The organism is Streptomyces sp. NPDC003077 (assembly GCF_040611095.1).
In the GTDB taxonomy this organism is placed as follows: Bacteria; Actinomycetota; Actinomycetes; order Streptomycetales; family Streptomycetaceae; genus Streptomyces.
The window spans coordinates 50,088-72,643 of sequence record NZ_JBEXNM010000012.1; the positions used below are offsets into that span (position 1 = coordinate 50,088).

16 protein-coding genes and 1 pseudogene are annotated in these 22,556 nt (G+C 72.3%); 12 read left to right on the forward strand and 5 right to left on the reverse strand.

The window, feature by feature from the left end:
• Positions 1 to 130: 130 nt before the first annotated feature.
• Positions 131 to 1,117: a peptidase gene (locus ABZX96_RS11255; RefSeq protein WP_355541820.1), complete on the forward strand. Its 987-nt coding sequence runs from the start codon at positions 131 to 133 to the stop codon at positions 1,115 to 1,117.
• A gap of 305 nt (positions 1,118 to 1,422) precedes the next feature.
• On the opposite strand, the gene ABZX96_RS11260 is transcribed toward ABZX96_RS11255, so the two are convergent.
• The 3 genes from ABZX96_RS11260 to ABZX96_RS11270 form a co-directional block, all read right to left on the reverse strand.
• The gene (locus ABZX96_RS11260) at positions 1,423 to 2,601 is read right to left on the reverse strand and encodes a GDSL-type esterase/lipase family protein (protein WP_355541530.1); all 1,179 of its coding nucleotides are present in this window, start codon (positions 2,599 to 2,601) and stop codon (positions 1,423 to 1,425) included.
• Between the two features lie 469 nt (positions 2,602 to 3,070).
• Entirely contained in the window at positions 3,071 to 5,587 is a 2,517-nt protein-coding gene (locus ABZX96_RS11265; protein WP_355541823.1) for an ABC transporter permease, read from the reverse strand.
• Entirely contained in the window at positions 5,587 to 6,264 is a 678-nt protein-coding gene (locus ABZX96_RS11270) for an ABC transporter ATP-binding protein (RefSeq protein ID WP_355541826.1), read from the reverse strand. Before ABZX96_RS11270 ends, ABZX96_RS11265 begins: the two co-directional genes overlap by 1 nt.
• A gap of 335 nt (positions 6,265 to 6,599) precedes the next feature.
• Between ABZX96_RS11270 and ABZX96_RS11275 the strand changes: the two genes are divergently transcribed.
• From ABZX96_RS11275 to ABZX96_RS11290, 4 genes are all read left to right on the forward strand, one after another.
• Positions 6,600 to 7,820 carry a sensor domain-containing protein gene (locus ABZX96_RS11275; RefSeq protein ID WP_355541532.1) on the forward strand — a complete coding sequence of 407 codons (1,221 nt, stop codon included), beginning with the start codon at positions 6,600 to 6,602 and terminating at the stop codon, positions 7,818 to 7,820.
• Between the two features lie 62 nt (positions 7,821 to 7,882).
• Positions 7,883 to 8,554, forward strand: coding sequence for a response regulator transcription factor (locus tag ABZX96_RS11280; RefSeq protein ID WP_355541534.1), 672 nt, complete (start codon positions 7,883 to 7,885; stop codon positions 8,552 to 8,554).
• Between the two features lie 321 nt (positions 8,555 to 8,875).
• Positions 8,876 to 9,685 carry an HD domain-containing protein gene (locus ABZX96_RS11285; protein ID WP_355541536.1) on the forward strand — a complete coding sequence of 270 codons (810 nt, stop codon included), beginning with the start codon at positions 8,876 to 8,878 and terminating at the stop codon, positions 9,683 to 9,685.
• A 223-nt stretch (positions 9,686 to 9,908) separates the two neighbouring features.
• Positions 9,909 to 10,694: a TSUP family transporter gene (locus ABZX96_RS11290; protein ID WP_355541539.1), complete on the forward strand. Its 786-nt coding sequence runs from the start codon at positions 9,909 to 9,911 to the stop codon at positions 10,692 to 10,694.
• 51 nt (positions 10,695 to 10,745) lie between these two features.
• Here the strand turns inward: ABZX96_RS11290 and ABZX96_RS11295 are convergent, their stop codons facing one another.
• Positions 10,746 to 11,096: a cupin gene (locus ABZX96_RS11295; protein WP_355541542.1), complete on the reverse strand. Its 351-nt coding sequence runs from the start codon at positions 11,094 to 11,096 to the stop codon at positions 10,746 to 10,748.
• 329 nt (positions 11,097 to 11,425) lie between these two features.
• Here ABZX96_RS11295 and cutA point away from each other — a divergent pair.
• Positions 11,426 to 11,788: pseudogene (gene cutA, locus ABZX96_RS11300) on the forward strand (divalent-cation tolerance protein CutA); the annotation flags it as partial.
• 150 nt (positions 11,789 to 11,938) lie between these two features.
• Here cutA and ABZX96_RS11305 read toward each other — a convergent pair.
• Positions 11,939 to 12,664 carry an ElyC/SanA/YdcF family protein gene (locus tag ABZX96_RS11305; RefSeq protein ID WP_355541545.1) on the reverse strand — a complete coding sequence of 242 codons (726 nt, stop codon included), beginning with the start codon at positions 12,662 to 12,664 and terminating at the stop codon, positions 11,939 to 11,941.
• A 341-nt stretch (positions 12,665 to 13,005) separates the two neighbouring features.
• On the opposite strand from ABZX96_RS11305, the gene ABZX96_RS11310 reads away from it, so the two are divergent.
• The 6 genes from ABZX96_RS11310 to ABZX96_RS11335 all read left to right on the forward strand — a co-directional run bounded on the left by ABZX96_RS11310 (position 13,006) and on the right by ABZX96_RS11335 (position 22,543).
• A complete protein-coding gene (locus ABZX96_RS11310) occupies positions 13,006 to 14,025 on the forward strand; it encodes an adenosine deaminase (protein ID WP_355541548.1) in 1,020 nt (339 codons plus the stop codon).
• A gap of 233 nt (positions 14,026 to 14,258) precedes the next feature.
• Complete coding sequence (locus ABZX96_RS11315) at positions 14,259 to 15,785, forward strand: deoxyguanosinetriphosphate triphosphohydrolase (RefSeq protein WP_355541551.1); 1,527 nt, start codon at positions 14,259 to 14,261, stop codon at positions 15,783 to 15,785.
• 397 nt (positions 15,786 to 16,182) lie between these two features.
• Positions 16,183 to 17,463: an FAD-dependent oxidoreductase gene (locus ABZX96_RS11320; protein ID WP_355541554.1), complete on the forward strand. Its 1,281-nt coding sequence runs from the start codon at positions 16,183 to 16,185 to the stop codon at positions 17,461 to 17,463.
• Between the two features lie 140 nt (positions 17,464 to 17,603).
• Entirely contained in the window at positions 17,604 to 18,635 is a 1,032-nt protein-coding gene (locus tag ABZX96_RS11325; protein WP_355541557.1) for a threo-3-hydroxy-L-aspartate ammonia-lyase, read from the forward strand.
• Positions 18,636 to 18,886: 251 nt separating this feature from the next.
• Positions 18,887 to 20,824 (forward strand): DNA primase, encoded by a 1,938-nt coding sequence (gene dnaG / locus ABZX96_RS11330; RefSeq protein WP_355541560.1) that lies wholly within the window; start codon positions 18,887 to 18,889, stop codon positions 20,822 to 20,824.
• A gap of 522 nt (positions 20,825 to 21,346) precedes the next feature.
• Positions 21,347 to 22,543: an RNA polymerase sigma factor gene (locus ABZX96_RS11335; RefSeq protein ID WP_355541563.1), complete on the forward strand. Its 1,197-nt coding sequence runs from the start codon at positions 21,347 to 21,349 to the stop codon at positions 22,541 to 22,543.
• Positions 22,544 to 22,556: the final 13 nt, after the last annotated feature.

Genomic DNA, 22,556 nt, shown 5'->3' on the forward strand with positions numbered 1-22,556 from the left:
TCTCGTCGGTGGACCGGCTCCGTGCGGTCGCGTGCTTCGTGCGCGGCCTTCGCAGAAGGAGTTACGCGTGAGACGCAATACCACCCCTCGCAACCGGCGCGTCGCGGCCCGGGTCCTCCTGGCCACGGGAATGGCGCTCGGTTTCGCCGTGCCGACCGCGTCGGCCGGTGCTGCCACACCCGTCGAGACGCAGGCCCCGCCCACGTCCGAACCGGCCTCCGCCGCCGCACAGGAGCGGGCCGCCGCGTACTGGACCCCGGAGCGGATGCGCGCCGCCACGCCGCTCGATCTGATGCGCGACGCCCGTGAGGCACTCACCAAAGCGGCGAGTAAGGCCAAGGGCGACGGCGCGCAGGCGGTCCGTTCCGGGGCCGAGCGCGTCGTGAAGCCGAGTGACGCGCGCGCCTCCTCCAAGGGCGACGTGTCCGTGCGCGCCTTCCCTGAGGGCGGTGATCCGTGGACCGGTGGCGGCGAGGTCACCAAGACCGCCGGCCGGGTGTTCTTCACGTACCAGGGGCGCGAGGCGTCCTGCTCCGGGGACGCGGTGACCAGCGCCAACAAGAGCACGGTGATCACCGCCGGGCATTGCGTGAAGCTCCAGGGGAGCTGGCACACCAACTGGGTCTTCGTTCCCGGTTACGACAACGGGCAGGCGCCGTACGGGAAGTGGGCCGCGACCAAGACGCTCAGCACTCCGCAGTGGACGGCGAGCGAGGACATCAACTACGACGTGGGCGCCGCGGTCGTCGGCCCTCTGGAGGGCAAGCGGCTCACGGATGTGGTCGGCGGTCAGGGACTGGCCTTCAACTCCGGCTACAACAAGCCGATGTACGCCTTCGGCTACCCGGCGGCGGACCCGTACGACGGCACGAAGCTGATCTATTGCAGCGGCAACACCAAGAAGGACTTCCTGCTCTCCCGCGATCACCGCTTGGGGTGTGACATGACGGGCGGGTCGAGCGGTGGTCCTTGGTTCACCCAGTTCGACGAGGCCACGGGGAAGGGCCTCCAGGCGTCGGTGAACAGCTTCGGGTACGTCTTCCTGCCGAACAACATGTTCGGCCCGTACTTCGGTGACGACGCGAAGAAGCTGTACGAGGACGCGCAGGGGTCCTGACCGGTCCGGGCACGGGCGCGCGCCGCGGGGCCGGGTTGGGGGGTCCTGGGGCGCGCGCTGTCCGTGGTTCGGGGAGCCGGTGGGTTCTCGGGGAGCCGGTGCTTGTGGCGAAGACGGCTCACCGGCGCCGGTTCGGCGAGTCCGCGATGCCGTTGACAGTGTCTACGGTGGAGACGCGCCGCCCTGAACGGCCGCAGCGGCACACCGGTTGTCGGTGTGCCGCTGGTTCGCTGGTTCGCTGATGTCGAGTTTGTCGGGTCAGCCTGTGATGGGCCGCGTGGACCGGTGGGGTCGACGCGATCGCCTCATGCCGAGGCGGCGGGCTGAAGGCGCATGTCGCGGGGGTCGGCCCCTGAGTTGTTGAGGCAGGAGTGGTTTCCGGGAGCCTGGCCGAGTTGCAGGCCCAGGCAGGTGCCCAGAGCGAGCTGGCCGTAGTAGTTCGGGTGCAGGGACTCCTGGCGCTGTCCCTGTCCGTGGCCGGTGGTCACGAAGCGGACCCATTCACTGGTGCGGCCTGATGGCTGTTGGCCGGGCCCGGCATGGGCGGTGGTGGTGGAGCAGAGCTCCCGGCCTTCGAAGGCGCGGGACAGGTCGAGGAACTCCGCACCGGCTGTGCGGGCGGCGTCGGCGAGGGTGGTGCTGATCTCGGGGACGAGTTCGTCGTGGGCCCAGGTGAGGTCCTTGTCGAAGAAGGGGCAGCCGCCTTGCGTCAGGCGGTCGTACCCCTCTCCCGGGTAGCGCACCCGCGCGCCGTCGGGCAGGGGCGAGGGGTAGGACTGCAGGACCAGGCGGTAGCTGCCTTTCGGGTGGCCCGCTCGGTCCATGGCGGTGGTGACGTCGGCCAGCGCCTTGACGGCCGCCGTGCGCATCGCGGGCAGCCGGTTCTTGACCTCCGGCGCCGTGGTCGGAGCGCAGGGGGTGGCTCCGAACGGCTTGACGAAGTTCTGGGCGCACTCGGTGATGACGCCCTCGAAGCCGAGGTCGTTGCCGCCGACGGAGACGACGACCGCGCGGACGGGCTTCCCGGTCACGGCGTCCTGGAGCTGCCGGGCCTGGGACGGTTCGCTCTTGAAGGGGCTGCCGCCGTTCTCGGGCAGCAGGATCGCGGTGGAGGTGGCGCCGGAGCAGGCGAGGTTGAGCCGAGGGCCCTGAAGGGGCGCGGAGTTGACTTCGGCGCTGTCGGAGCGGTTGCAGGCGTCGTCGTAGGACGTGCCGTACACCCGGCGCGGATCGGTCGTGTTCGTGGCGGGGTCGAAGGCGCGGTCGGTGTGCGCGTAGCCGTCGGCGCTGTCGTTGCTGTTGCCCGCCCAGCGGCCCGCCTCACCGGAGATGAAGCTGTCGCCCAGCGACACCACCAACGGCTCGCCCGCGGCCCTGCTCTGTGCGTGTGCGGGACTTGTCGGCGTGATGCCCGCCATGCACAGGGCGGCACTCGCCGCGACGGTCATGGCCACCAGGCCCCGTCGGTACCAAGAAGGATTCATACGTTGTTGAATCCTCAGCAAAGCGGAGAAATATGTTTTCGTGACCACATAGCCCCTCCAACGAGCGCAATGCGGCTTGGTTGTTGACGGTTGGCGCGGTCAGGTCGTCGGCTGGGTCGCGGCCGATCACATGCGCACACGTCTCCGCCGATGCCGGAGGCTGCCGCCCGAAGCGGCGGAGGGACTCCGTCGGCACGATCGCCGCCACGGGCAGCGCACGGCCGTCGACCTCGGCGTCCGGCCTGCTGTCAGTCCGCGACGTGCTGTTACTGCGCCTCTCGCCGTTGATCCGGCCGGGCGGCACGCCGATCAACGAGGGAGCCAACGAGGGAGGCCGAGTGGCACGCCGATCAACGACGAAGTCGGCGCGGGCATTTTGGCGGGGACCGGTTCGCGGGTCTCGTCTCGCCCAGTGCACCGTCCGTCCGGGTCCGCGTCCGGGTCCGCGTCCCGGCCCCCGCCCCGGTACTCAGACGCTCCGTCGTCGCGTCGTCCACCAGGTGACCAGCGCGCTCGCCCCCGTCGCCAGGACCAGGCAGCCCAGGCAGGCCGCGGCTACGACGGGTCCGTTGAGACGCAGGCCCACATTGGTATGGGTGGCGTCGGAGAACCCCGCCGCCATGCCGGCGAGCGGTGGCAGGGACACCAGCAGGCCCAGGCCCGCTCCGACGGCGACGACGAGCGAGGTCTCGCTCACGGCGAAGGAGAGGAGTTGCCGGACGGTGCCGCCCGCCGACGCCAGGACGGAGAAGTCGCGTCGGCGCGCGTGCGCGGCCATGGCCATGCTGTTGACCACGGCGATGGCGCTGTAGCCGACCGCGAGGATGACGAGGACGAGGGCCAGGTTGTCCGTCAGGCGGGCGTCGGTCTCGTAGTCCTGGAGCGCGTAGCTCGTGGCGTCGTGGACGGCGGTGCCGGGGAGGGCGGTGGAGGGCCGGTCGTCGGCCGGGATGAAGATGTCGTCGGTCAGAGCGGCCGGGTCGTGCTTTCTGAGCTGGGCGCGGGACATCACGAAGTCGCCGCGGGCCGGGTCGTCGGGCAGCACCTTGGCGATGCGGACGGTCACCGTGCGGCCGTCGGCCATGCGGACGGGGCGGTCCTGTCCGGCGCGGACGCCCAGGTGTTCGGCGAGGGTTCGGCCCAGGACGGCTTCGCCGGGGACGTCCCAGCGCGGGTCCCGCGAACCCAGCGCGTCGACGACGGTCAGGGTGCCGTCCGTGCGCCGGACGAAGGCGCGGCTCAGCAGTGCGGAGCGGCCCGGCGGGGTGGCGTCGACGATCTCGTCGCTGTGGCCGGGGGTGCCCTTCGGGGTGACGATCACCTGGCCGTGGAGCTTGAGCGCGTCAGCGGCGGGATACGCGACGCGCATCGTTTCCACCGCGCCGGTCAGCAGCACCGCGAACCCGACGGCGGCGATGACGGGCGCGGCCATGGACGCCACGCGGCCCGCGTGCGCCCGCACATCGGCCCGGACGAGCATCGGCACGGCCGAGGCGCTCCGGGCGAAGGGCGCGGTGACGGCACGGCTGACCGGGGCGATGAGGACCGGCGCGAGCAGCGCGGCGGCGGCGATGAGGGCCATGGCGGTGACGAGGGCGGCGCTGATTCGCGCGTCGCTGCTGGCGAGGGCGGTCGTCACGGCGAGCACCACACCCAGTCCCAGCAGGAACAGGCCGACGATCAGGCGTCCGCGGCCCGGCAGGCTCCACAAGCCCAGCCCGGCGCTCCGGCGTCCGCGTCCCGGCACGGACTGGCCAGCGATCCGGCTTCCGCGGCCCGACAGGCCCAGCCCGGCGCTCCGGCGTCCGCGGCCCATGCCCCGGTCGGTGTTCGCGCCGTCGCGCAGCGCCTCCAGCGGGGCCACCCGGGCGGCCGTCCGCGCGGCGGCCCAGGCGCCCACCACGCTCACGCCGACGCCGACGGCGGAGGCGACCAGCAGCGGCCAGGAGGAGATGTGGATCTCCAGGTCCGGCGGGGCCACGTCGAGGCGGACCAGCCAGTTCCGCAGCGCGGACGCGACGGCCGCCCCCGCGCCGCAACCGGCCACGGAGGCGAGCACGCCGATGGCCGCGGCCTCGCCGAGCACCATCCGGCGCACCTGCCGGGGGCTCGCGCCGATCATGCGCAGCAGGCCGATCTCGCGTCGGCGCATGCCCGTGGCCAGGCTCAGCATCGAGGCGACGACGAAGCCCGTGGTGAACAGTCCGAGTGCGGCCATGGCGGTGAGGAGCTGGGTCCCGAGGAAGCGCCGGTGCTCCGCGTACGCGGGTTGCACGGCGGCGCGGTCGTCGCCGGAGAGGGCCGTGCCGCCCTCGCCCACGATCTTCCCGGCCCGGTCGGCCAGCCCTTCGACCGAGGTGTTCCGGCCGGACAGCAGCGCCAGCACGCCGACCCCGGGATGCCGCGCGCGGGCGAACGCGTCGGTGAAGTAGTAGCCGGGTCCGTCGACGGTGCCCACCACCTCGAAACCGGTGCGTCCCGCCGCGAGGTTGATCGTCACCTGCTGCCCGACGGCGAGGCCCAGGGAGCGGTCCACGACGACCTCGCGGGAGGCGGCCGGGGCCCGCCCGGCGGTCAGCCGGTAGGGCGCGAGCGCGGCGCTGGACCAGCCGTGCCCGGCCTCGGCGGTGGCGTCGTCGTCCGTGTCGCCCGGGGCGGCCAGGGGCTCGTCCCGCACGAACGCCTGGGCGTAGAAGGAGCGGTCGGTGACGACGCGGGTGACGCCGGGCACGGCGGCGAGTTCGCCGGCCAGCCGGTGCGCCTCGGCCGGGCTCCAGGGGACCCGGTCCGCCAGGGCCCCGTTCTGGTCGGTGGCCTGCCGGGGGAGGACGAGCACGGACGCGGCGGCCAGCCGAGGCCGCGTCGTGGGACGGGACGAGTCGTGAACGATCAGGGCGGCGGCGACGAGGGCGACGCCCGCGGTCACCGCCACGAACGCCGCGAGCAGGCCGCTCCACCGTTCGCGGAGGTTGGCGAGGACGAGCATCACGCCTCCAGCGTTGTCATGTGGGCGGCGACGGCGGCGGCGTTGCGGGCGGCGGGCTCCGTGCGGTCCAGCGGGAATTCGTCGGTGACGCGTCCGTCCTTGAGGAACACCACCACGTCGGCGACGGCCGCCGCCATGGGGTCGTGGGTGACCATCAAGGTGGTCTGGCCCTCGCGGTCGACCAGGGTGCGCATCAGGTGGAGCACCTCGCGTGAGCCGGCGGTGTCCAGCGCGCCGGTCGGCTCGTCGGCGAAGAGCACGGCGGGACGGGTGACCAGGGCGCGGGCGAGGGCGACGCGCTGTTGCTGACCGCCGGAGAGCTGGTGGGGACGGTGATCGGCCCGTTCGGACAGCCCGACCGCGGCGAGCGCGGCGGCCACCTGGTCGCGGCCGACCCGGCGACCGGCGAAACGGGCGGGGAGCTCCACGTTCTGCGCCGCCGTCAGGGAGTCCACCAGGTTGAACGCCTGGAAGACGAACCCCACCCGGTCCCGGCGCAGTGCGGTCCGGCCGCGCTCGTCCAGGGCGCCTACATCGGTGCCGGCCAGGAGGACCGTGCCGCCGGTGGGCCGGTCCAGGCCCGCCGCGCAGTGCAGCAGGGTGGATTTGCCCGAGCCGGAGGGGCCCATGATGGCGGTCAGCGTGCCGGGCCGGAAGGACAGCGTCACGTCGTCCAGCGCGACGACCGCGCGGTCCGCGGAGCCGTAGGCCTTGCGGACGGACTGGAGTCGGACGACCGGGGCGGAGGGGCTGTCCGCCGTGCCGGGGGCCGGCGTGCGCCTCGTGAATTCTCTCGTGAATTCTCTCGCGGTTTCCCTCGTGATTTCCCCCGCGGCTTCTTTCGTGGCTTCTCTTGAGGATTTTCTCGTGGGTTTTCTTGTGGGGTTCCTTGTCATTCGCACGGTATGGATTCCACCGGATCCCTTGGGGCTCGGGCACTGATCGCAGCTCCACTTCCGAGGTAGAGCTGGCTCTACCCGCATCGCTTCGGTGATCGGCTAGCGTTCGAATCATGCGACCGAGAACGGCCTGGCAGGCCATGGCCCAGCAACCGCTGCGCTTCCTGACGTCCCTGTGGCCCTGGCGTGCGGTCGCCTACCTGGTGAGTGGGGTGCTGGTCGGATCGGTGGCCCTGGCGGTGCTGGTTGGCGCGCTCGTCGCCGGGCTCGTCCTGCTGGTCGTGCTGGTGGGGGCGGTGCTGCTGGTCGGCGCGGTGATGTGGGGGGTGTGCGTCGCGGCGGTCGAGCGGCGGCGGTTGCTGCTGGTCGATCCGGACGCGATGCCCGCGCCCCACCGCCGGCCGGACGGGCCGGGCCTCAAGGCATGGGTTTGCACTCGTCTGTCGGAGCCCGTGACCTGGCGGGAACTGGGCTTCACGCTCGTCTCGGCCGCCGCGCTGTGGTGGCTGGACGCGCTGGTGCTCGGCTTCTCCTTCGTCCTGCCGGTGCTGTTCATCGCCGCCACCGACGGCTCCACCTGGCCGTGGACCGTCTTCGCCGCCTTCGTGCTGATCGCCTCGCCGTACACCGTCACCTCGTGGGCGGGTGCGCGCGCCGCGCTGACCCGCACGTTCCTGGGACCTCGGGACGACGAACTCGGGGCGGAACTGCGCGAGGTGCGCGCCTCCCGTGCCCGGCTGCTCGACTCCTTCGACGGGGAACGCCAACGCATCGAACGCGACCTCCACGACGGAGCACAGCAGCGCCTGGTGTCCCTCGGTATGACGCTCGGGCTGATGCGACTGGACGCCCCGGCCGGAAGCCCATTGCTGGAAAGCATCGGAAAGGCCGAGGAACAGGTGTCGGAAGCCCACCGGGAATTGCGCAATCTGGTGCGCGGGCTCAACCCGCCGGCACTGGCCGATTACGGTCTGGCCGCCGCCGTCACGGACCACGCGAGCCGACTGGCCATTCCGTTCGAGATCGACCTCGACATTCCGCGCAGCGTGGGACGGAAAATGGAGTCCCAGCTCTATTACGTCATCAACGAGGCCATGACGAACATCGTCCGGCACAGCGGCGCGACCCGGGCGAGAATCAGCGGCCGGTACCATTCCGACATGCTGGTCGTCGAAATCACCGACAACGGGCGCGGCGAAGCCGATCCGGACGGGGGAAGCGGTCTGACCGGCCTCGCCGACCGCATCGCGGCGCTCGACGGCCGTATGCGCCTTTCGAGCCCGCCGGGCGGTCCGACGCTGCTGCACCTGGAGGTTCCGTGCCACTTCGGTTGATGGGAGCCCCGTGCCGCTTCGGTTGAGTGAGGTCCCGTGCAGCTTCGACTGATGGAGGTCCCGTGCCGCTTCGGCTGATCGTCGCCGAGGACTCGGTCCTGCTCCGCGAGGGGCTGGTGAGCGTGCTGGAACGGTTCGGTCACACGGTGCTCGCGGCGGTGGGCGACGCCGACGCCCTGGTCCGCGCCGTGGCGGCGGAACGGCCGGACGCGGTGATCACCGATGTCCGGATGCCGCCCTCGCACGGGGACGACGGGCTGCGCGCGGCACTGGAACTGCGCACCGCCCACCCCGGCCTCCCCGTCCTGGTCCTCAGCCAGTACATCGAGCGGTCCTATGTGACGAAGCTGCTCGACTCGGGAGGCGGGGCCGGCGTCGGATACCTCCTCAAGGAACGCGTGGGCGCCGTCCCGGATTTCATCGCCGGACTGGAACGCGTCGCCGGTGGCGGAACGGTCGTCGACCCCGAGGTGATCCAGCAACTCGTCAGGCTCCAGAACGATCCGCTGGCGCGCCTGAGCCCACGCGAGAGGGAAGTGCTGGCGTTGATGGCCGAAGGGGCGTCGAACGCGAATCTCGCAGCCCGGCTGTTCATCAGCGAGGCCGCCGTGAACAAACACATCGGCAATATCTTCCTCAAGCTCGATCTGCCGGTGTCCACGGACGGGAATCGGCGGGTGCTGGCGGTGCTGAGGTTCCTTCGGGCGAACTCGACGGCGGCGTCGGGGACGTAAGCCGGGACGTAATCCGGGGTGGTGTCGGGGACGGATTCCGGGTGGTGCCGGGGACGGAATCCCGGACGTTCTCGCGCGATGGTCCCTTCGTCGGGCAATCCGCCGCCAGGTTCGAGCCGGTCCCCTTCGGCCCGGTCGTCATGTTGCTCACGGCGGGCCGGACGGCAGAGGTACTGCCTCGGCGGCGCGTCGCGCCACCGCACGGCGGGCCGCGATCCGGCCTGGCGATAATCCGGGGTTTACCGGCACTTTCGCCACTGTCGGCCCGGTAGCGCCATTCGTAGGCTCCTGGCATCAACTGCCGAAGGGGAGTCAATTCGTATGGCTGACAAGGGTAATGAGTCGAGCGGTGTCACCCGGCGTACGGCGCTGGAGCGCGGTGCCGGAATCGCCGCGATAGGCGCTGCGTCGGCGTTCGCCGCCACGGTGTCGAACGCCCCGGCCGCCGCGGCGGCTACGGGTTCCGAGCGGCTGCGTTCGCATGCCGGTGCCCTGCCGAGAAAAGTAGCCGGAATCCGCATACCCGACAGCGAAGTAGCCCGGAAATCCGTGGCGTTCGTGCGCGAGGTGGCCTCCGAGACGCTCTTCCATCACGTGATGCGGACGTACCTGTACGGTGCCGCGCTGTTCGACCGGCGCGGCGTCCGCTATGACCGCGAACTCGCCTTCGTCGCCGCCATCCTGCACGACCTCGGGCTGGTCAAGGCGTACCAGAGCCCGAACGAACGCTTCGAAGTCGACGGCGCCGACGCCGCGCGGCGGTTCCTGCGGGAACAGCGCATGTCGGCCGATCGAGTGGCGGTCGTCTGGGACGCGATCGCCCTGCACACCAGTGTCGGTATCGCGACGCGGAAGAGGCCGGAGATCGCCATGATTTCCGTCGGCTCGGGACTCGACTTCACCGGGAACGGCCTCCAGGACTTCCCGTCCGATGTCCTGGAGGAAATACTCGCCGCCTACCCCAGGGCGGGGTTCAAGCGGGAAGCCGTCGACAACATGCTGTCGCTGTGCCGTACCAAGCCGATGTCGGTCGTCATGCACCCCTTCGCCGAAGTCGGCCGCCGTCACCTTCCGGGCTTTCCGGTGCCCACGGTGGAGGACATGGTGTTGGGCGCGCCCTTTGAGGAGTGAGTGATGGGCTGAGGGGATATTCGGCGGGTCGGTGGGTCGGGGTGCGTGGGGGATGTCCACGAACTTCGCGCTTGACGGGAATGCGGGATTTTTGCGCGCAACGGGGGCGGAGCCCCGGGCGGGGGTGTCGGCTCTGGCCCACCGTCCAGCCCGGTCGGCCGGGCTCCCAACGGAGGGTCCCAAATGAAGTGGCTTCCGAGGCCAACGCTTCTAAGATCAACCGGTGGTTCATGACATATCCCTGACGACTCTGCTCCTGCTCTGTGTCGCCGCCCTCGCGGCGGGGTGGATCGACGCGGTCGTGGGCGGCGGCGGGTTGCTGCTTCTGCCGGCGCTGCTGGTCGGCCTGCCGCACACGCCCGCCGCGTTCGTGCTGGGTACCAACAAGTCCACGGCGATCGTCGGCACCACCGCCGCCGCGATCACGTATGTCCGCAAAGCCGGCATCGACGTGCGGACGGCGCTGCGGATCGGTGTGGCGGCGCTCGGCGGTTCGCTGGCCGGGGCGTTCTTCGCGGCCGGGATCGACAGTGACGTGCTGCGGCCGTTGATCATGGCCGTGCTGGTGGGGGTGCTGCTGTTCGTCCTCTTCCGGCCCGCCTTCGGGACCGCGCCCGCGCCGTCCGGGCCGGTCACCCGGCGGCGGGTGCTGGCCGCCGTCCTCATCGCCGGGCTCGGCATCGGTTTCTACGACGGGCTGATCGGGCCCGGGACCGGGGCGTTCCTCGTCATCGCGCTCGCCGCCGTGCTGCGGATGGACCTGGTGTCGTCCTCGGCCACCTCGAAGGTCGTCAACGTCTGCACGAACTTCGGCGCGCTGGTGATGTTCGCCTGGCAGGGGACGGTGCTGTGGCAATTGGGCGCGCTGCTGGCGGTGTTCAACCTGGTGGGCGGGTTGGTGGGGGCCCGGATGGCGTTGAAGCGGGGGGCCGGGTTCGTGCGGGGGGTGTTGGTGGTGGTCGTGGTGTGCCTGTTGGTGAAGTTGGGGTTCGATCAGTGGGCGGGATGAGGGGCGGGGCGGTGGGCTGCCGGTTGCTCGCCGCCGAGTAGGAGCGGCGGGTCAGCCCACCTGGGTCCCGTTCGCGGTGACCGCCGTGGCCGTGACGACGGTGAGCAGGACGGCGGAGTCGACGAGCGCCGTCAGGCCGTTGCGTTCCTGGGGAATGGGGATCACGTGGCCCGTCACCAGGTCGCGGTCCCCCTCGGGCGTGGTCAGCCGGACGTGTCCGTGGAGGACCTGGAGGCTGGCCGCCGGCGGCGCGTTGTGCTCGTCCAGCGAGGCGCCGCCGATCAGCGCGATCACCGTCTGCCGCAGCGGGCCCTCGTGCAGGAAGAGGTGCGCGCTGCGCCCGTGGGCGGAGGCGCGGGCGTCGTCGAGCTGCTGGCGGGTGAGGGCGGTGAGGTCGTCCATGGCGCGGGCCTTTCGTCGTGGGACCTGCGGCGGGGGTCCCGATCCATCCTGGCCCGTGTGCCGGGGCACGCAAGTGGGACGATCCGGTCGTGGGCGCGGCGGGGAGGTGAAGCGGAGAATCCGCGTGACGGGTCGGCCCCGGCCCGTCACCGACCCCGCCACCCAGGAGGACACCCGCCATGGCCGATTCCGAGCGATCCGAGCGATCTGAGCGGTCCGGACGATCCGGACGATCCGAACGGGACGCGCTCACGTCCGGAGGAGATGTGACCGCGTCCGGGCGAGACGGGCTCGCGTCCGGACAAGACGCGCTCGCGTCCGGACCAGATGTGACCGCGCGCGACCCCTCAGCTCCGGACGAGTCCCGAAGCGCCGGCGCCCGCACCGGCTTCCTGACCGTCCTCACCACCACCGACAGCCCGCGCAAGGCGCACGCGCTGGCGCGCGGCGCGGTCGAGCGGCGGCTGGCGGCCTGCGCGCAGATCGGCGCGCCCGTCACCTCCGTCTACCGGTGGCAGGACGCGATCGAGACGGCGCAGGAGTGGCAGGTGCTGTTCAAGACGGCCACCGCCCGGTACGACGAGCTGGAGGCGTACCTCCTGACCGCCCACGACTACGACACCCCGGAAATCATCGCGACACCGATCACGCGCGGCTCGGCGGGCTACCTGAGCTGGTTGGCGGAGGAGACCGGGGAGGAGACGGGGAAGGGGGCACCGGCCGCCGGGCTCGCCGGGCCGGAGCCGGGGCCGGAGTCGGGGCCGGGGCCGGAGTCGGGGCCGGGGCCGGGGTCGCGGATGGACGCGGACCCGAGTGCCGGGCAGGGGTGACGGCGCCTGGCCTCAGTCGCCGGGCGAATCCGCCAGCGCCCGCGTGACCCCCTGCTCGCGCGGCCCCAGGAAGTGCGGGTCGGGCCGGAGCACCGCTTCGGCCGCCGCCTTCCCGGATGCGAAGATTTCGCGTACGCCGCCGTAGTACCAGGTGGCGTCGTGGGCGTCTGTCACGCCCACCCCGTACGCGTCGATCCCGGCCGCCCCGCACAGCGTCAGCGCGCGCCGGATGTGGAAGCCCTGGCTGACGAGGATGGCCCGGTCCACCCCGAATACGCGGTGGGCCCGGGTGCAGGAGTCCCAGGTGTCGAATCCCGCGTAGTCGCTGACGATCTTCCGGTCGGGCACGCCGTGCGCCCGCAGGTAGGCGCGCATGGCGTCCGGCTCGTCGTAGTCCTCGCGGCCGTTGTCGCCGGTGACGAGGACGGCGCGGACGGTGCCGCGTTCGTAGAGGCCGATCGCCGCGTCGAGGCGGCGTGCCAGGTAGGGCGTCGGCTTGCCCTGCCACAGACCGGCGCCGAAGACGATGGCGACCGGCGCGGACGGCGCGTCCTGGACGGTGCGCAGCCGGGGCGCGGCGACCGCGTGCATCCAGGTGGAGGGGAGGAGCGCGAGGACGGAGGCGAGCACTGTGAGCTGGAAGGCGCGGCGCCACCCACGGCGCGTGCGGGGCAGGCGTAGGCGTAGGTGTGGCAGATGCGGGCGTGGCAGACGTATGTGTCCCGGTGCCTTGCCCATGCGTCGTCTCCCCGTTCTCGTGCTGTCCCCGCCGGCGCTGATGGGCGCCGGCCCTCTTGGCCGTGACTCTTCGCCGCCGTTTCCCGGGGCACGGGTGAACGGTGCGCAGGGTGGGACGACGATTCCGGTGCGATGGTTGCGGACACGCCAAGGGGACGGGGTACCTGACCCTCCGGTTCGTCGCATACGCGAAGGCTGCGGGCCTGGGAGCGGAGGCCCGTCCGGATGGCCGATGGGTGACCGGATACCTTCTTGCGTACCGTCCGAATCAGCCACCACTCCAGCACCATTCCCGCACCACTCCACACTCCGTCCGTCCCCCCGAAACAGGTGTGACCCCCATGCCCCCGGTGACCCCCCTCCCCAAAGCCGAACTGCACCTCCACATCGAAGGCACCCTGGAGCCCGAGCTGGCGTTCGAGCTGGCCGCGCGCAACGGGGTCCGGCTGCCGTACGCGTCCCAGGAGGAGCTGCGGCAGGCGTACTCCTTCGCGGACCTCCAGTCCTTCCTGGACCTCTACTACGCCCTGATGGCCGTCCTGCGGACCGAGGACGACTTCGCCGAGCTGGCCGACGCCTACCTCGCCCGCGCCAAGGAGCAGGGCGTACGGCACGCGGAGATCTTCTTCGACCCGCAGGCGCACACCTCCCGCGGCGTCTCCGTCGGGACGGTCGTCGGGGGCCTGACCCGCGCGCTGGACGCCGCCGAGGAGAAGTACGGGATCACCACCCGCCTGATCATGTGCTTCCTGCGTGACCAGAGCGCCGAGTCGGCGCTCGCCACCTTCGAGGCGGCGCGGCCGTACCTGGACCGGATCGCGGCGGTGGGGCTGGACTCGGCCGAGGTCGGGCACCCGCCGTCGAAGTTCGCGGAGGTGTACGCGCTGGCGCGGGAGGCGGGGCTCAAGTGCGTCGCGCACGCGGGGGAGGAGGGGCCGCCGGCGTACGTCTGGGAGGCGCTGGACGTCCTGAAGGTGGACCGGATCGATCACGGGGTGCGCTGCATGGAGGACGAGCGGCTGGTCGCGCGCCTGGTGGCGGACCAGGTGCCGCTGACGGTCTGCCCGCTGTCCAACGTACGGCTGCGCGTTATCGAGGACCTGGCGGACCACCCGCTGCCCGCGATGCTGGACGCCGGGCTGCTCGTCACCGTCAACTCGGACGATCCGGCCTATTTCGGCGGCTACGTTCACGACAACTTCACGGCCGTGCGGGACGCGCTGGACCTGGACGGGGAGACCCTGCGCACCCTGGCCCGCAATTCCTTCCGGGCCGCCTTCCTGGACGAGGCGACGCGCGAGAAGTACCTCAAGGAGGTCGACGCGCACGAGGGGGAGGACGCGGGCGCGTCCGCGTCCTGAGCCGCTGAGCCCCTGCCCCCTGAGCCGGTCCCGTCCGCCGTCCTCGTTCGGCTCCTGGGGCTTTCGTCCTGTCCGCCGTCCCCGCTGGGCCCCGGGGCCTTCGCCCCGTCCCATCGGCTGCCTCCGTCCGCCGTCCCCGCCCTGGCGCGTTCCGGTCCATCCGCCCGCGAACAGGCACTCCGTGCGCGTACCCCCTCCGGCCGGGACGGCGCCCGGGCGGCTACCGTCGCGTTATGACGGGCACACAACCGACCACCGGACACGGCCCCGACAACCACGGGACGGGACACCCCGCAGGCCCCGGCCCCTCCGGCCCCGGCCCCGAGCCCGGGCCGTCCGGTCCCTCCGGCACGCCCTCCCGGCCCTCCGGCCCGTCCGGCTCGCCCGCCCCCGTACCGCTCGCCCCGGAGGCCGCCGGCCCGGACACCCCCGGTTACGGCCTCGCCGACACCGAGCGCTGGGTGACGGAGCCCGACAAGCGGCCGGGGCGCACCGCCTTCCAGCGCGACCGGGCCCGGGTGCTGCACTCCGCCGCGCTGCGCCGCCTGGCGGGCAAGACCCAGGTCGTCACGCCCGGCGCCGTCCCGGGCCACGCGTGGGACGCCAGCCCGCGCACCCGCCTGACCCACTCCCTGGAGTGCGCTCAGGTCGGCCGGGAGCTGGGCGCGGCGCTGGGGTGCGATCCGGACCTGGTGGAGGCCGCGTGCCTGGCGCACGATCTCGGCCACCCGCCCTTCGGGCACAACGGCGAGGAGGCCCTCGACGCGGTGGCCGAGCCCTGCGGGGGGTTCGAGGGCAACGCGCAGTCGCTGCGCCTGCTGTCCCGGCTGGAGCCGAAGCGGTTCGTGGCGGCGGCGGACGGTTCGACGGTGAGCGTGGGGCTCAATCTGACGCGGGCCGCCCTGGACGCGGCGACGAAGTACCCGTGGACGCGCGGCGGGCACCCGACCGATCCGGGGTCCCGCAAGTTCGGCGTGTACGAGGACGACCTGCCGGTGTTCCGGTGGTTCCGGCAGGGCGCGCCCGAGGGGGAGCGGAGCTTCGAGGCGCAGGTCATGGACTGGGCGGACGACGTGGCGTACTCGGTGCACGACGTGGAGGACGGGCTGCACGCCGGCTACCTGGACCCCAATTGCCTGCTGGCGGACCCCGAGCGGGCGGAGATCTTCGCGGTCGCGGCGGGCCGCTACGCGCCCGGCGCCGATCCGGAGGCGCTGGGCGAGGCGCTGGACCGGCTGCTGGAGCAGGAGTGGTGGCCGCACGGGTACGACGGCACGGCCGTCGCCCAGGCCCGGCTGAAGGACGCCACCAGCCAGCTCATCGGCCGGTTCTGCCTGGCCGCCGAGACCGCGACCCGGGACGCGTGGGGGGACCTGCCGGGCCGTCCACCGGCCGGGAGCCGTAGCGTGCGAGAGGAGAACGGCGCCGGGCGGCTCACGCGGTACAGGGCGCGCCTGGTGGTGCCGTACGAAACCTGGCTGGAATGCGCTGTTTTGAAGGCCGTCGCCGACCGCTATGTGATGCAACGACCCGATCAGGAGGCGCTCCGCGCCGATCAGCGCGTGGTCATCGCCGAACTCGCCGAGGCGCTCCTCACCCGCGCGCCGGACGGCCTCGACCCGCAGTTCCGCTCGCTCTTCGACGCGGCTCAGGACGACCGCGCCCGGATGCGGGCCGTCATCGATCAGATCGCCGCCCTCACGGACGCCTCCGCCCGCACCCTTCACTCCCGCCTCACCCGTCCGCCTGGTAACGGTTGAGACAGGTGGTGAACGGGGTCGGCAGGAAGGGGCGGGTGGCGTCGCCGTGCCCGTTCGGAGCGGGAAAGGCCGAGGTGAGAGGGGTGACGGCGGGCGAGTGAGCCCCGGTGAGGGCGCCGGGAGGGCCGCGCAAGGGGCCACCAAGGGCGATCTCCGACCCGCCGTCCCTCTTCCCGCAGCACCCTCTGTGCGGGACGCTCAGGCTTGGCCGTTTCGAACGCAGGGCACCAAAAGGGAGCACCACCGGACCGGCGGGGCACGTCCCGAAGCACCTCGAAGCCGATCCCGGAGTGGGCGGCCATGGGCGCCCCAGGGCGGCTCCAGGGGGGAAACACCAGGTACGACCGGGGGCGTTTGACGGGCGCGGAGGCACCGCGCCGCGACGAGGAGGAAACAAGTGGTCGACGCACACCAGACGTTCGTCATCGTCGGGGGTGGCCTGGCCGGGGCGAAAGCCGCCGAGACCCTGCGCGCGGAGGGGTTCAACGGGCGGGTGATCCTCATCTGTGACGAGCGCGACCACCCGTACGAACGCCCCCCGCTCTCCAAGGGCTACCTGCTCGGCAAGGAGAAACGCGACAGCGTCTTCGTCCACGAGCCCGCCTGGTACGCGCGCTCCGACATCGAGCTCCACCTGGGCCAGCCCGCCGTCCACCTGGACCGCGTGGCACGCACCGTACGGCTGGGCGACGGCACGCTCATCGCGTACGACAAGCTGCTGCTGGCCACCGGCGCCGAACCGCGCCGCCTGGAGATCCCCGGCACCGGCCTGGCGGGCGTGCACCACCTGCGCCGCATCGCGCACGCGGAGCGGCTGCGCGGCGTCCTGGCCTCGCTCGGCCGGGACAACGGCCACCTCGTCATCGCGGGCGCCGGGTGGATCGGCCTCGAAGTCGCCGCCGCCGCCCGGACGTACGGCGCCGAGGTGACGATCGTGGAGCCCGAGCCGACGCCGCTGCACCACGTCCTGGGCCCGGAACTCGGCAGCCTCTTCACCGACCTGCACAGTGAGCACGGCGTCCGCTTCCACTTCGGCGCCCGCCTCAGCGAGATCACCGGGCAGGACGGCGTGGTGCTCGCCGTACGGACCGACGACGGCGAGGAGCACCCCGCCCACGACGTGCTCGCCGCGATCGGCGCCGCCCCGCGCACCGCCCTGGCCGAACAGGCGGGCCTGGAGCTGGCCGACCGCTCCTCGGGCGGCGGGGTGATCGTGGACGCCGGGCTGCGCACCTCCGACCCGCACATCTACGCCACGGGCGACGTCGCCGCCGCGCCGTACGCGCTCGCGGACCCGGCCTCGGACGCCGCCCGTGGCCTGCGCGTCGAACACTGGGCCAACGCCCTCAACGGCGGCCCGGCCGCCGCCCGCTCCATGCTCGGCCAGGACGTCGGTTACGACCGGGTGCCGTACTTCTTCTCCGACCAGTACGACGTGGGCCTGGAGTACTCCGGCTACGCGCCACCGGGCACCTACGACCAGGTGGTGTGCCGCGGTGACGTCGGCAAGCGCGAGTTCATCGCCTTCTGGCTGAGCGAGGGGCGGCTGATCGCGGGCATGAACGTCAACGTCTGGGACGTGACGGAGACGATCCAGCGCCTGATCCGTTCCGGCCGGACGCTGGATGTGGCGGCGCTGGCCGATCCGGAGGTGCCGTTGGAGTCGTTGGCGGGCTGAGGGGGCGTCAGGGCCGGACGAGGAGGGGGAGCCCCCTGCCCGTCCGGCGCACCGTGCCTATTCGGACGCGCCGGGCGTGCTCACCGGCCCCTTCGTTCACAGAGGTACCCCTGACGAGAGGGCTCACCTACCGTGGGCTCATGAGTGACAGAGCCGACACACCTGTTGGTACCACCCGGGGAGAAGCCGCCGCGGTCCCGGAGGGGGACGGACATCCCGTCACCCTCCAGGACGTCCGCGACGCCGCGCGGCGGATCGCGGGCGCCGTCCACCGCACCCCCGTCCTGCGGTCCCGCACGCTGGACGCGCTGGTGGGCGCCGAGGTCTTCCTCAAGTGCGAGAACTTCCAGCGCATCGGCGCGTTCAAGATCCGCGGCGCCTACAACGCGGTCTCCCGGCTGAGCCCCGAACAGCGCGCCCGAGGGGTGGCCGCGTTCTCCTCCGGCAACCACGCCCAGGCGCTCGCGCTGGCCGCCCGGGAACTGGGTTCCAGCGCGGTGATCGTCATGCCCGAGGACGCCCCGAGCTCCAAGCGGGACGCCACCGTCGGGTACGGCGCCGAGATCGTCACCTACGACCGCTACACGGGCGACCGCGAGGCCATCGGCGCCCGGCTGGCCGCCGAACGCGGGCTCACTTTGATCCCGCCCTACGAGCACCCCGACATCATCGCCGGGCAGGGCACCGCCGCCCTGGAGCTCATCGAGGAGACCGGCCCGCTCGACGCGCTGCTCACCCCGATCGGCGGCGGCGGCCTCATGGCGGGCTCGGCCACCGTCGCCACCGCGCTGGTCCCCGGCATCCGCATGATCGGCGTCGAGCCGGAGACGGGCGACGACCACCACCGGTCGCTGGCGGCCGGGCACCGGGTGGCCGTCCCCGTCCCGCGCACCATCGCCGACGGGCAGGCGATCGAGACCCCCGGCGAGCTGACGTTCTCGATCAACCGGCGGCTGCTCGACTCGGTGGCCCTGGTGAGCGACGACGAGATCCGCGCGGCCATGCGCTTCGCCTTCGAACGACTCAAGATCGTGACGGAGCCGAGCGGCGCGACGGGCCTCGCCGCCCTCCTCGCCGGGAAGGTCTCCTCGCTTCCGCGCCGGGTCGGCGTGGTGATCTCCGGCGGCAACATCGGGCTGCCGCGGTTCCTGGAGGTGATGGGGGGAGCGTGAGGGGCGGCGGACGGGGCCGGTGCGGGGGTCGCCACAGGCCCCGGCGAGCCCCCCCCGCGAGCCCGCTCGGACGGGGCCGCGCACGGCTCCGTCCGCCGTCCCCGTCCTGTCGCGGCGAGCCCCCGCGAGCCCGCCCGGCCGGGCCCCCGCACGGCCCCGTCCACCGTCCCCGTCCCGTCCCCGTCCCCCCTGACCAGCGGCGGAGCCCCGCGCGCCCGGGACTGTCGGACCCCACCCGTAGAATTTCGTCTGTGGCAGGCAGGATCAACGATGACGACGTGAAGGCGGTGCGGGACGCGGTCCCGATCGACACCGTCGTGTCCGAGTACCTCCAGTTGCGCAACGCCGGCGGCGGGAACCTCAAGGGCCTGTGCCCGTTTCATGACGAAAAGTCCCCTTCGTTCCATGTCAGCCCGGCCAAGGGCCTGTACCACTGCTTCGGCTGCCAGGAGGGCGGCGACACCGTCGACTTCATCATGAAGATCGACCACCTCTCCTTCGCCGAGACCATCGAGCGGCTGGCCGCCCAGGCCGGCATCACCCTGCGGTACGAGGAGGGCGGCTACACCCCGGGCCGCCAGCAGGGCGAGCGCACCCGCCTGGTGGAGGCCCACAAGGTCGCCGCGCAGTTCTACGCCGAGCAGCTCGACGGCGCCGAGGCGGAGATCGCCCGGAAGTTCCTCGCCGAGCGCGGCTTCGACCAGGCCGCCGCCCAGCACTTCGGCGTCGGCTACAGCCCGGCGGGCTGGGACCACCTCACCCGGTTCCTGCGCGGGCGCGGCTTCACGGACAAGGAGCTGGTCCTCTCCGGCCTCTCCCAGGAGGGACGGCGCGGCCCCATCGACCGCTTCCGGGGCCGCCTGATGTGGCCGATCCGCGACATCTCGGGCGAGGTCGTCGGCTTCGGCGCCCGCAAGCTCCGCGAGGACGACAACGGGCCCAAGTACCTCAACACCCCCGAGACCCCGCTCTACCGCAAGTCCCAGGTCCTGTACGGCATCGACCTGGCCAAGAAGGAGATCGCCCGCACCAACCGCGCCGTGGTCGTCGAGGGCTACACCGACGTCATGGCCTGCCACCTGGCCGGGATCACCACCGCCATCGCCACCTGCGGCACGTCCTTCGGCGAGGGCCACATCAAGATCCTCCGCCGCCTCCTGATGGACAACTCCGCCTCCGAGGTCGTCTTCACCTTCGACGGCGACGCGGCGGGCCAGAAGGCCGCGCTGCGCGCCTTCGAGGACGACCAGAAGTTCGCCGCCCAGACCTCCATCGCCATCACCCCCGGCGGCATGGACCCGTGCGACCTGCGGCTCGCCGAGGGCGACGGCGCCGTCGCGGGCCTGGTCGAGTCGCGTACGCCGCTGTTCGAGTTCGCCCTCCGCCAGGTCGTCGCCAAGCACAACCTGGACACCACCGTCGGCCGGGCCGCGGCGCTGGACGAGGCGGCCCCCATCGTCGCCAACATCAAGAACAGCTCGATCCAGCACGAGTCGGCCGTCCAGCTCGCCGGGATGCTCGGCATCCTCGACACCCAGTTCGTCGTCCGCCGGGTGAGTCAGCTCGCCCGCTGGGCCCGCGAGCGCGGCCGGGACGGCCAGGGCCAGGGACGCCCGGCCGGTGGCGCCAACGGCCGGCCCGGCGCCTCGGACCACCGCGCCCCGGCGGCCCCCGCCGAGCAGCCCATAGGCTCCCGCGGTCCCGCGCTGAACCTCCGCAGCCCCGCCCACCGCGTCGAACGCGAGCTCCTCAAGCTCGCCCTCCAGCGGCCCGACCTCGTCTCCCCGGCCTTCGACGCCTACGGGGCGGACGAGTTCACCGCCCCGCCCTACGCCGTGGTGCGCCGCTGCGTCGAGGAGGCCGGGGGCGCCATGGCGGGCGCCTCCGACAGCGAATACCTCACCCGCGTCCGCGCCGCCGCGCCCGACGACACCGTCCGCTCCCTGATCACCGAGCTCGCCGTGGAGCCGCTGCACACCCGCCGCGAGCCCGACGAGGCGTACGCCGGCGTCCAGCTCGTCGCCGTCCGCCTCGCCGCCGTCAACCAGCGCGTCACGGAGATCCGCGGCACCCTCCAGCGCCTGGGCCCGCACGCCGACCCCCAGCACCTCAGCGCGGTGCAGAACGAGCTCTGGGTCCTCCAGCAGTACGGCCAGTCCCTGCGCGAGCGGGGGTACGCGGCGCTGTAGGGGAGCGGCGGCCGGGCACCGGGGAACCCGTCCCCGCCGCCCCGACCACCGGCCGGTACGGGGACGGCGCGCCCGATCCCGTCCCGCCACCCCGGGCCTCGCGCGCCAACCCCCGCCCCGCCGGTGAGGTGAAGCCGTTTCGGGGTACTCGCGCCTCGCCGAGCAGACGAACGGGCAAAAGAAGCGGCCCGGAATACGGTCCGGAATGGGACCGGAATACGAGCCGAAAACAGGCCAGAAAGCGGTGCGGAACGAACGGGACCGATCGCACGCGGCGGTGCCGGGGCGAACCCCGTGACGGAAACGGCAATGCGTCTGGCAAACGCCATCGGCAAGACAAGCGCCACCGGGGAAGCCACCGCCACAAGGGCGCGCGCGAGCAGCACGACAGCTGTGCGAAAGGCGCTCGGTGGTTTCGACCACTGACACGCCCGAAGGTAATTGCCCGGTCACGGACCGGACTCAAAAAGTGCCCGCACGCCCCTCGTGGCGGGCATGTGTCGTACTCCACACTGAGGAGCGGTGCCTGAGTCCCCGGAGCGCGGTGGGTCCGGTCGTCCGGAGCCGGAATCCCCCGCCGACCCGCTCTTGATGTACGGGACGGACAGCGGTTCGGCCGCCGTCGTTCCCGGCCTTTCCGCCGCCTCAGCAGCGATGACACTGGAGGTCGCCCCCGTGCAGACCCAGACCCTCACCGGCGCGTCGACCGCCGAGACGGCCACGGTGCCGCACCAGGCCGAACCGCCGGGCCCCGAGATGCTCGTGGAGGAGATCACCCCTGAGCTACCGCCGCGCCCCGACACCGGAGGCCCGTCCTCCGACCTCTTCCGCCAGTACCTGCGCGAGATCGGCCGGATACCGCTGCTCACGGCCGTGGAAGAGGTGGAGCTGGCCCGCTGCGTGGAGGCGGGCCTGTTCGCCGAGGAGCGGCTGCACAACACCGTGGACATGGACACCCAGCTCGCCGTCGACCTCGACAAACTCGTGGTCATGGGCCGGATGGCCAAGCGCCGCCTCATCGAGGCCAACCTCCGGCTGGTCGTCTCCGTGGCCAAGCGCTACGTGGGCCGCGGGCTGACCATGCTCGACCTCGTCCAGGAGGGCAACCTCGGCCTGATCCGCGCCGTGGAGAAGTTCGACTACGCCCGCGGCTACAAGTTCTCCACCTACGCCACCTGGTGGATCCGTCAGGCCATGTCCCGGGCGCTGGCCGACCAGGCCCGGACGATCCGCGTCCCCGTCCACGTCGTGGAGCTGATCAACCGCGTCGTCCGGGTGCAGCGCCGGATGCTCCAGGAGCGGGGGTACGAGCCCACGCCCGAAGAGGTCGCGGCCCAGCTCGACCTGCCCGAGGAGCGGGTCAGCGAGGTCCTGCGGCTCGCCCAGGAACCGGTCTCCCTGCACGCCCCCGTGGGCGAGGAGGACGACGTCGCGCTCGGTGACCTCATCGAGGACGGCGACGCCGCGTCCCCCGTGGAGTCCGCCGCCTTCCTGCTGCTCCGCGAACACCTGGAAGCCGTCCTGTCCACCTTGGGCGAGCGCGAACGCAAGGTCGTCCAGCTGCGGTACGGGCTCGTGGACGGACGCGCCCGCACGCTGGAGGAGATCGGCCGGATCTTCGGCGTCACCCGCGAACGCATCCGCCAGATCGAGTCCAAGACCCTCAACAAACTCCGCGACCACGCGTTCGCGGACCAACTCCGGGGCTACCTGGACTAGTTGACGGACTGGT

Coding starts and splice junctions, on each gene's coding strand:
- ABZX96_RS11255 (WP_355541820.1), top strand. CDS start 131: ATGGCGCTCGGTTTCGCCGTGCCGACCGCGTCGGCCGGTGCTGCCACA.
- ABZX96_RS11260 (WP_355541530.1), bottom strand. CDS start 2,601: ATGAATCCTTCTTGGTACCGACGGGGCCTGGTGGCCATGACCGTCGCG.
- ABZX96_RS11265 (WP_355541823.1), bottom strand. CDS start 5,587: ATGCTCGTCCTCGCCAACCTCCGCGAACGGTGGAGCGGCCTGCTCGCG.
- ABZX96_RS11275 (WP_355541532.1), top strand. CDS start 6,600: ATGCGACCGAGAACGGCCTGGCAGGCCATGGCCCAGCAACCGCTGCGC.
- ABZX96_RS11285 (WP_355541536.1), top strand. CDS start 8,876: ATGGCTGACAAGGGTAATGAGTCGAGCGGTGTCACCCGGCGTACGGCG.
- ABZX96_RS11295 (WP_355541542.1), bottom strand. CDS start 11,096: ATGGACGACCTCACCGCCCTCACCCGCCAGCAGCTCGACGACGCCCGC.
- ABZX96_RS11305 (WP_355541545.1), bottom strand. CDS start 12,664: ATGGGCAAGGCACCGGGACACATACGTCTGCCACGCCCGCATCTGCCA.
- ABZX96_RS11310 (WP_355541548.1), top strand. CDS start 13,006: ATGCCCCCGGTGACCCCCCTCCCCAAAGCCGAACTGCACCTCCACATC.
- ABZX96_RS11315 (WP_355541551.1), top strand. CDS start 14,259: ATGACGGGCACACAACCGACCACCGGACACGGCCCCGACAACCACGGG.
- ABZX96_RS11325 (WP_355541557.1), top strand. CDS start 17,604: ATGAGTGACAGAGCCGACACACCTGTTGGTACCACCCGGGGAGAAGCC.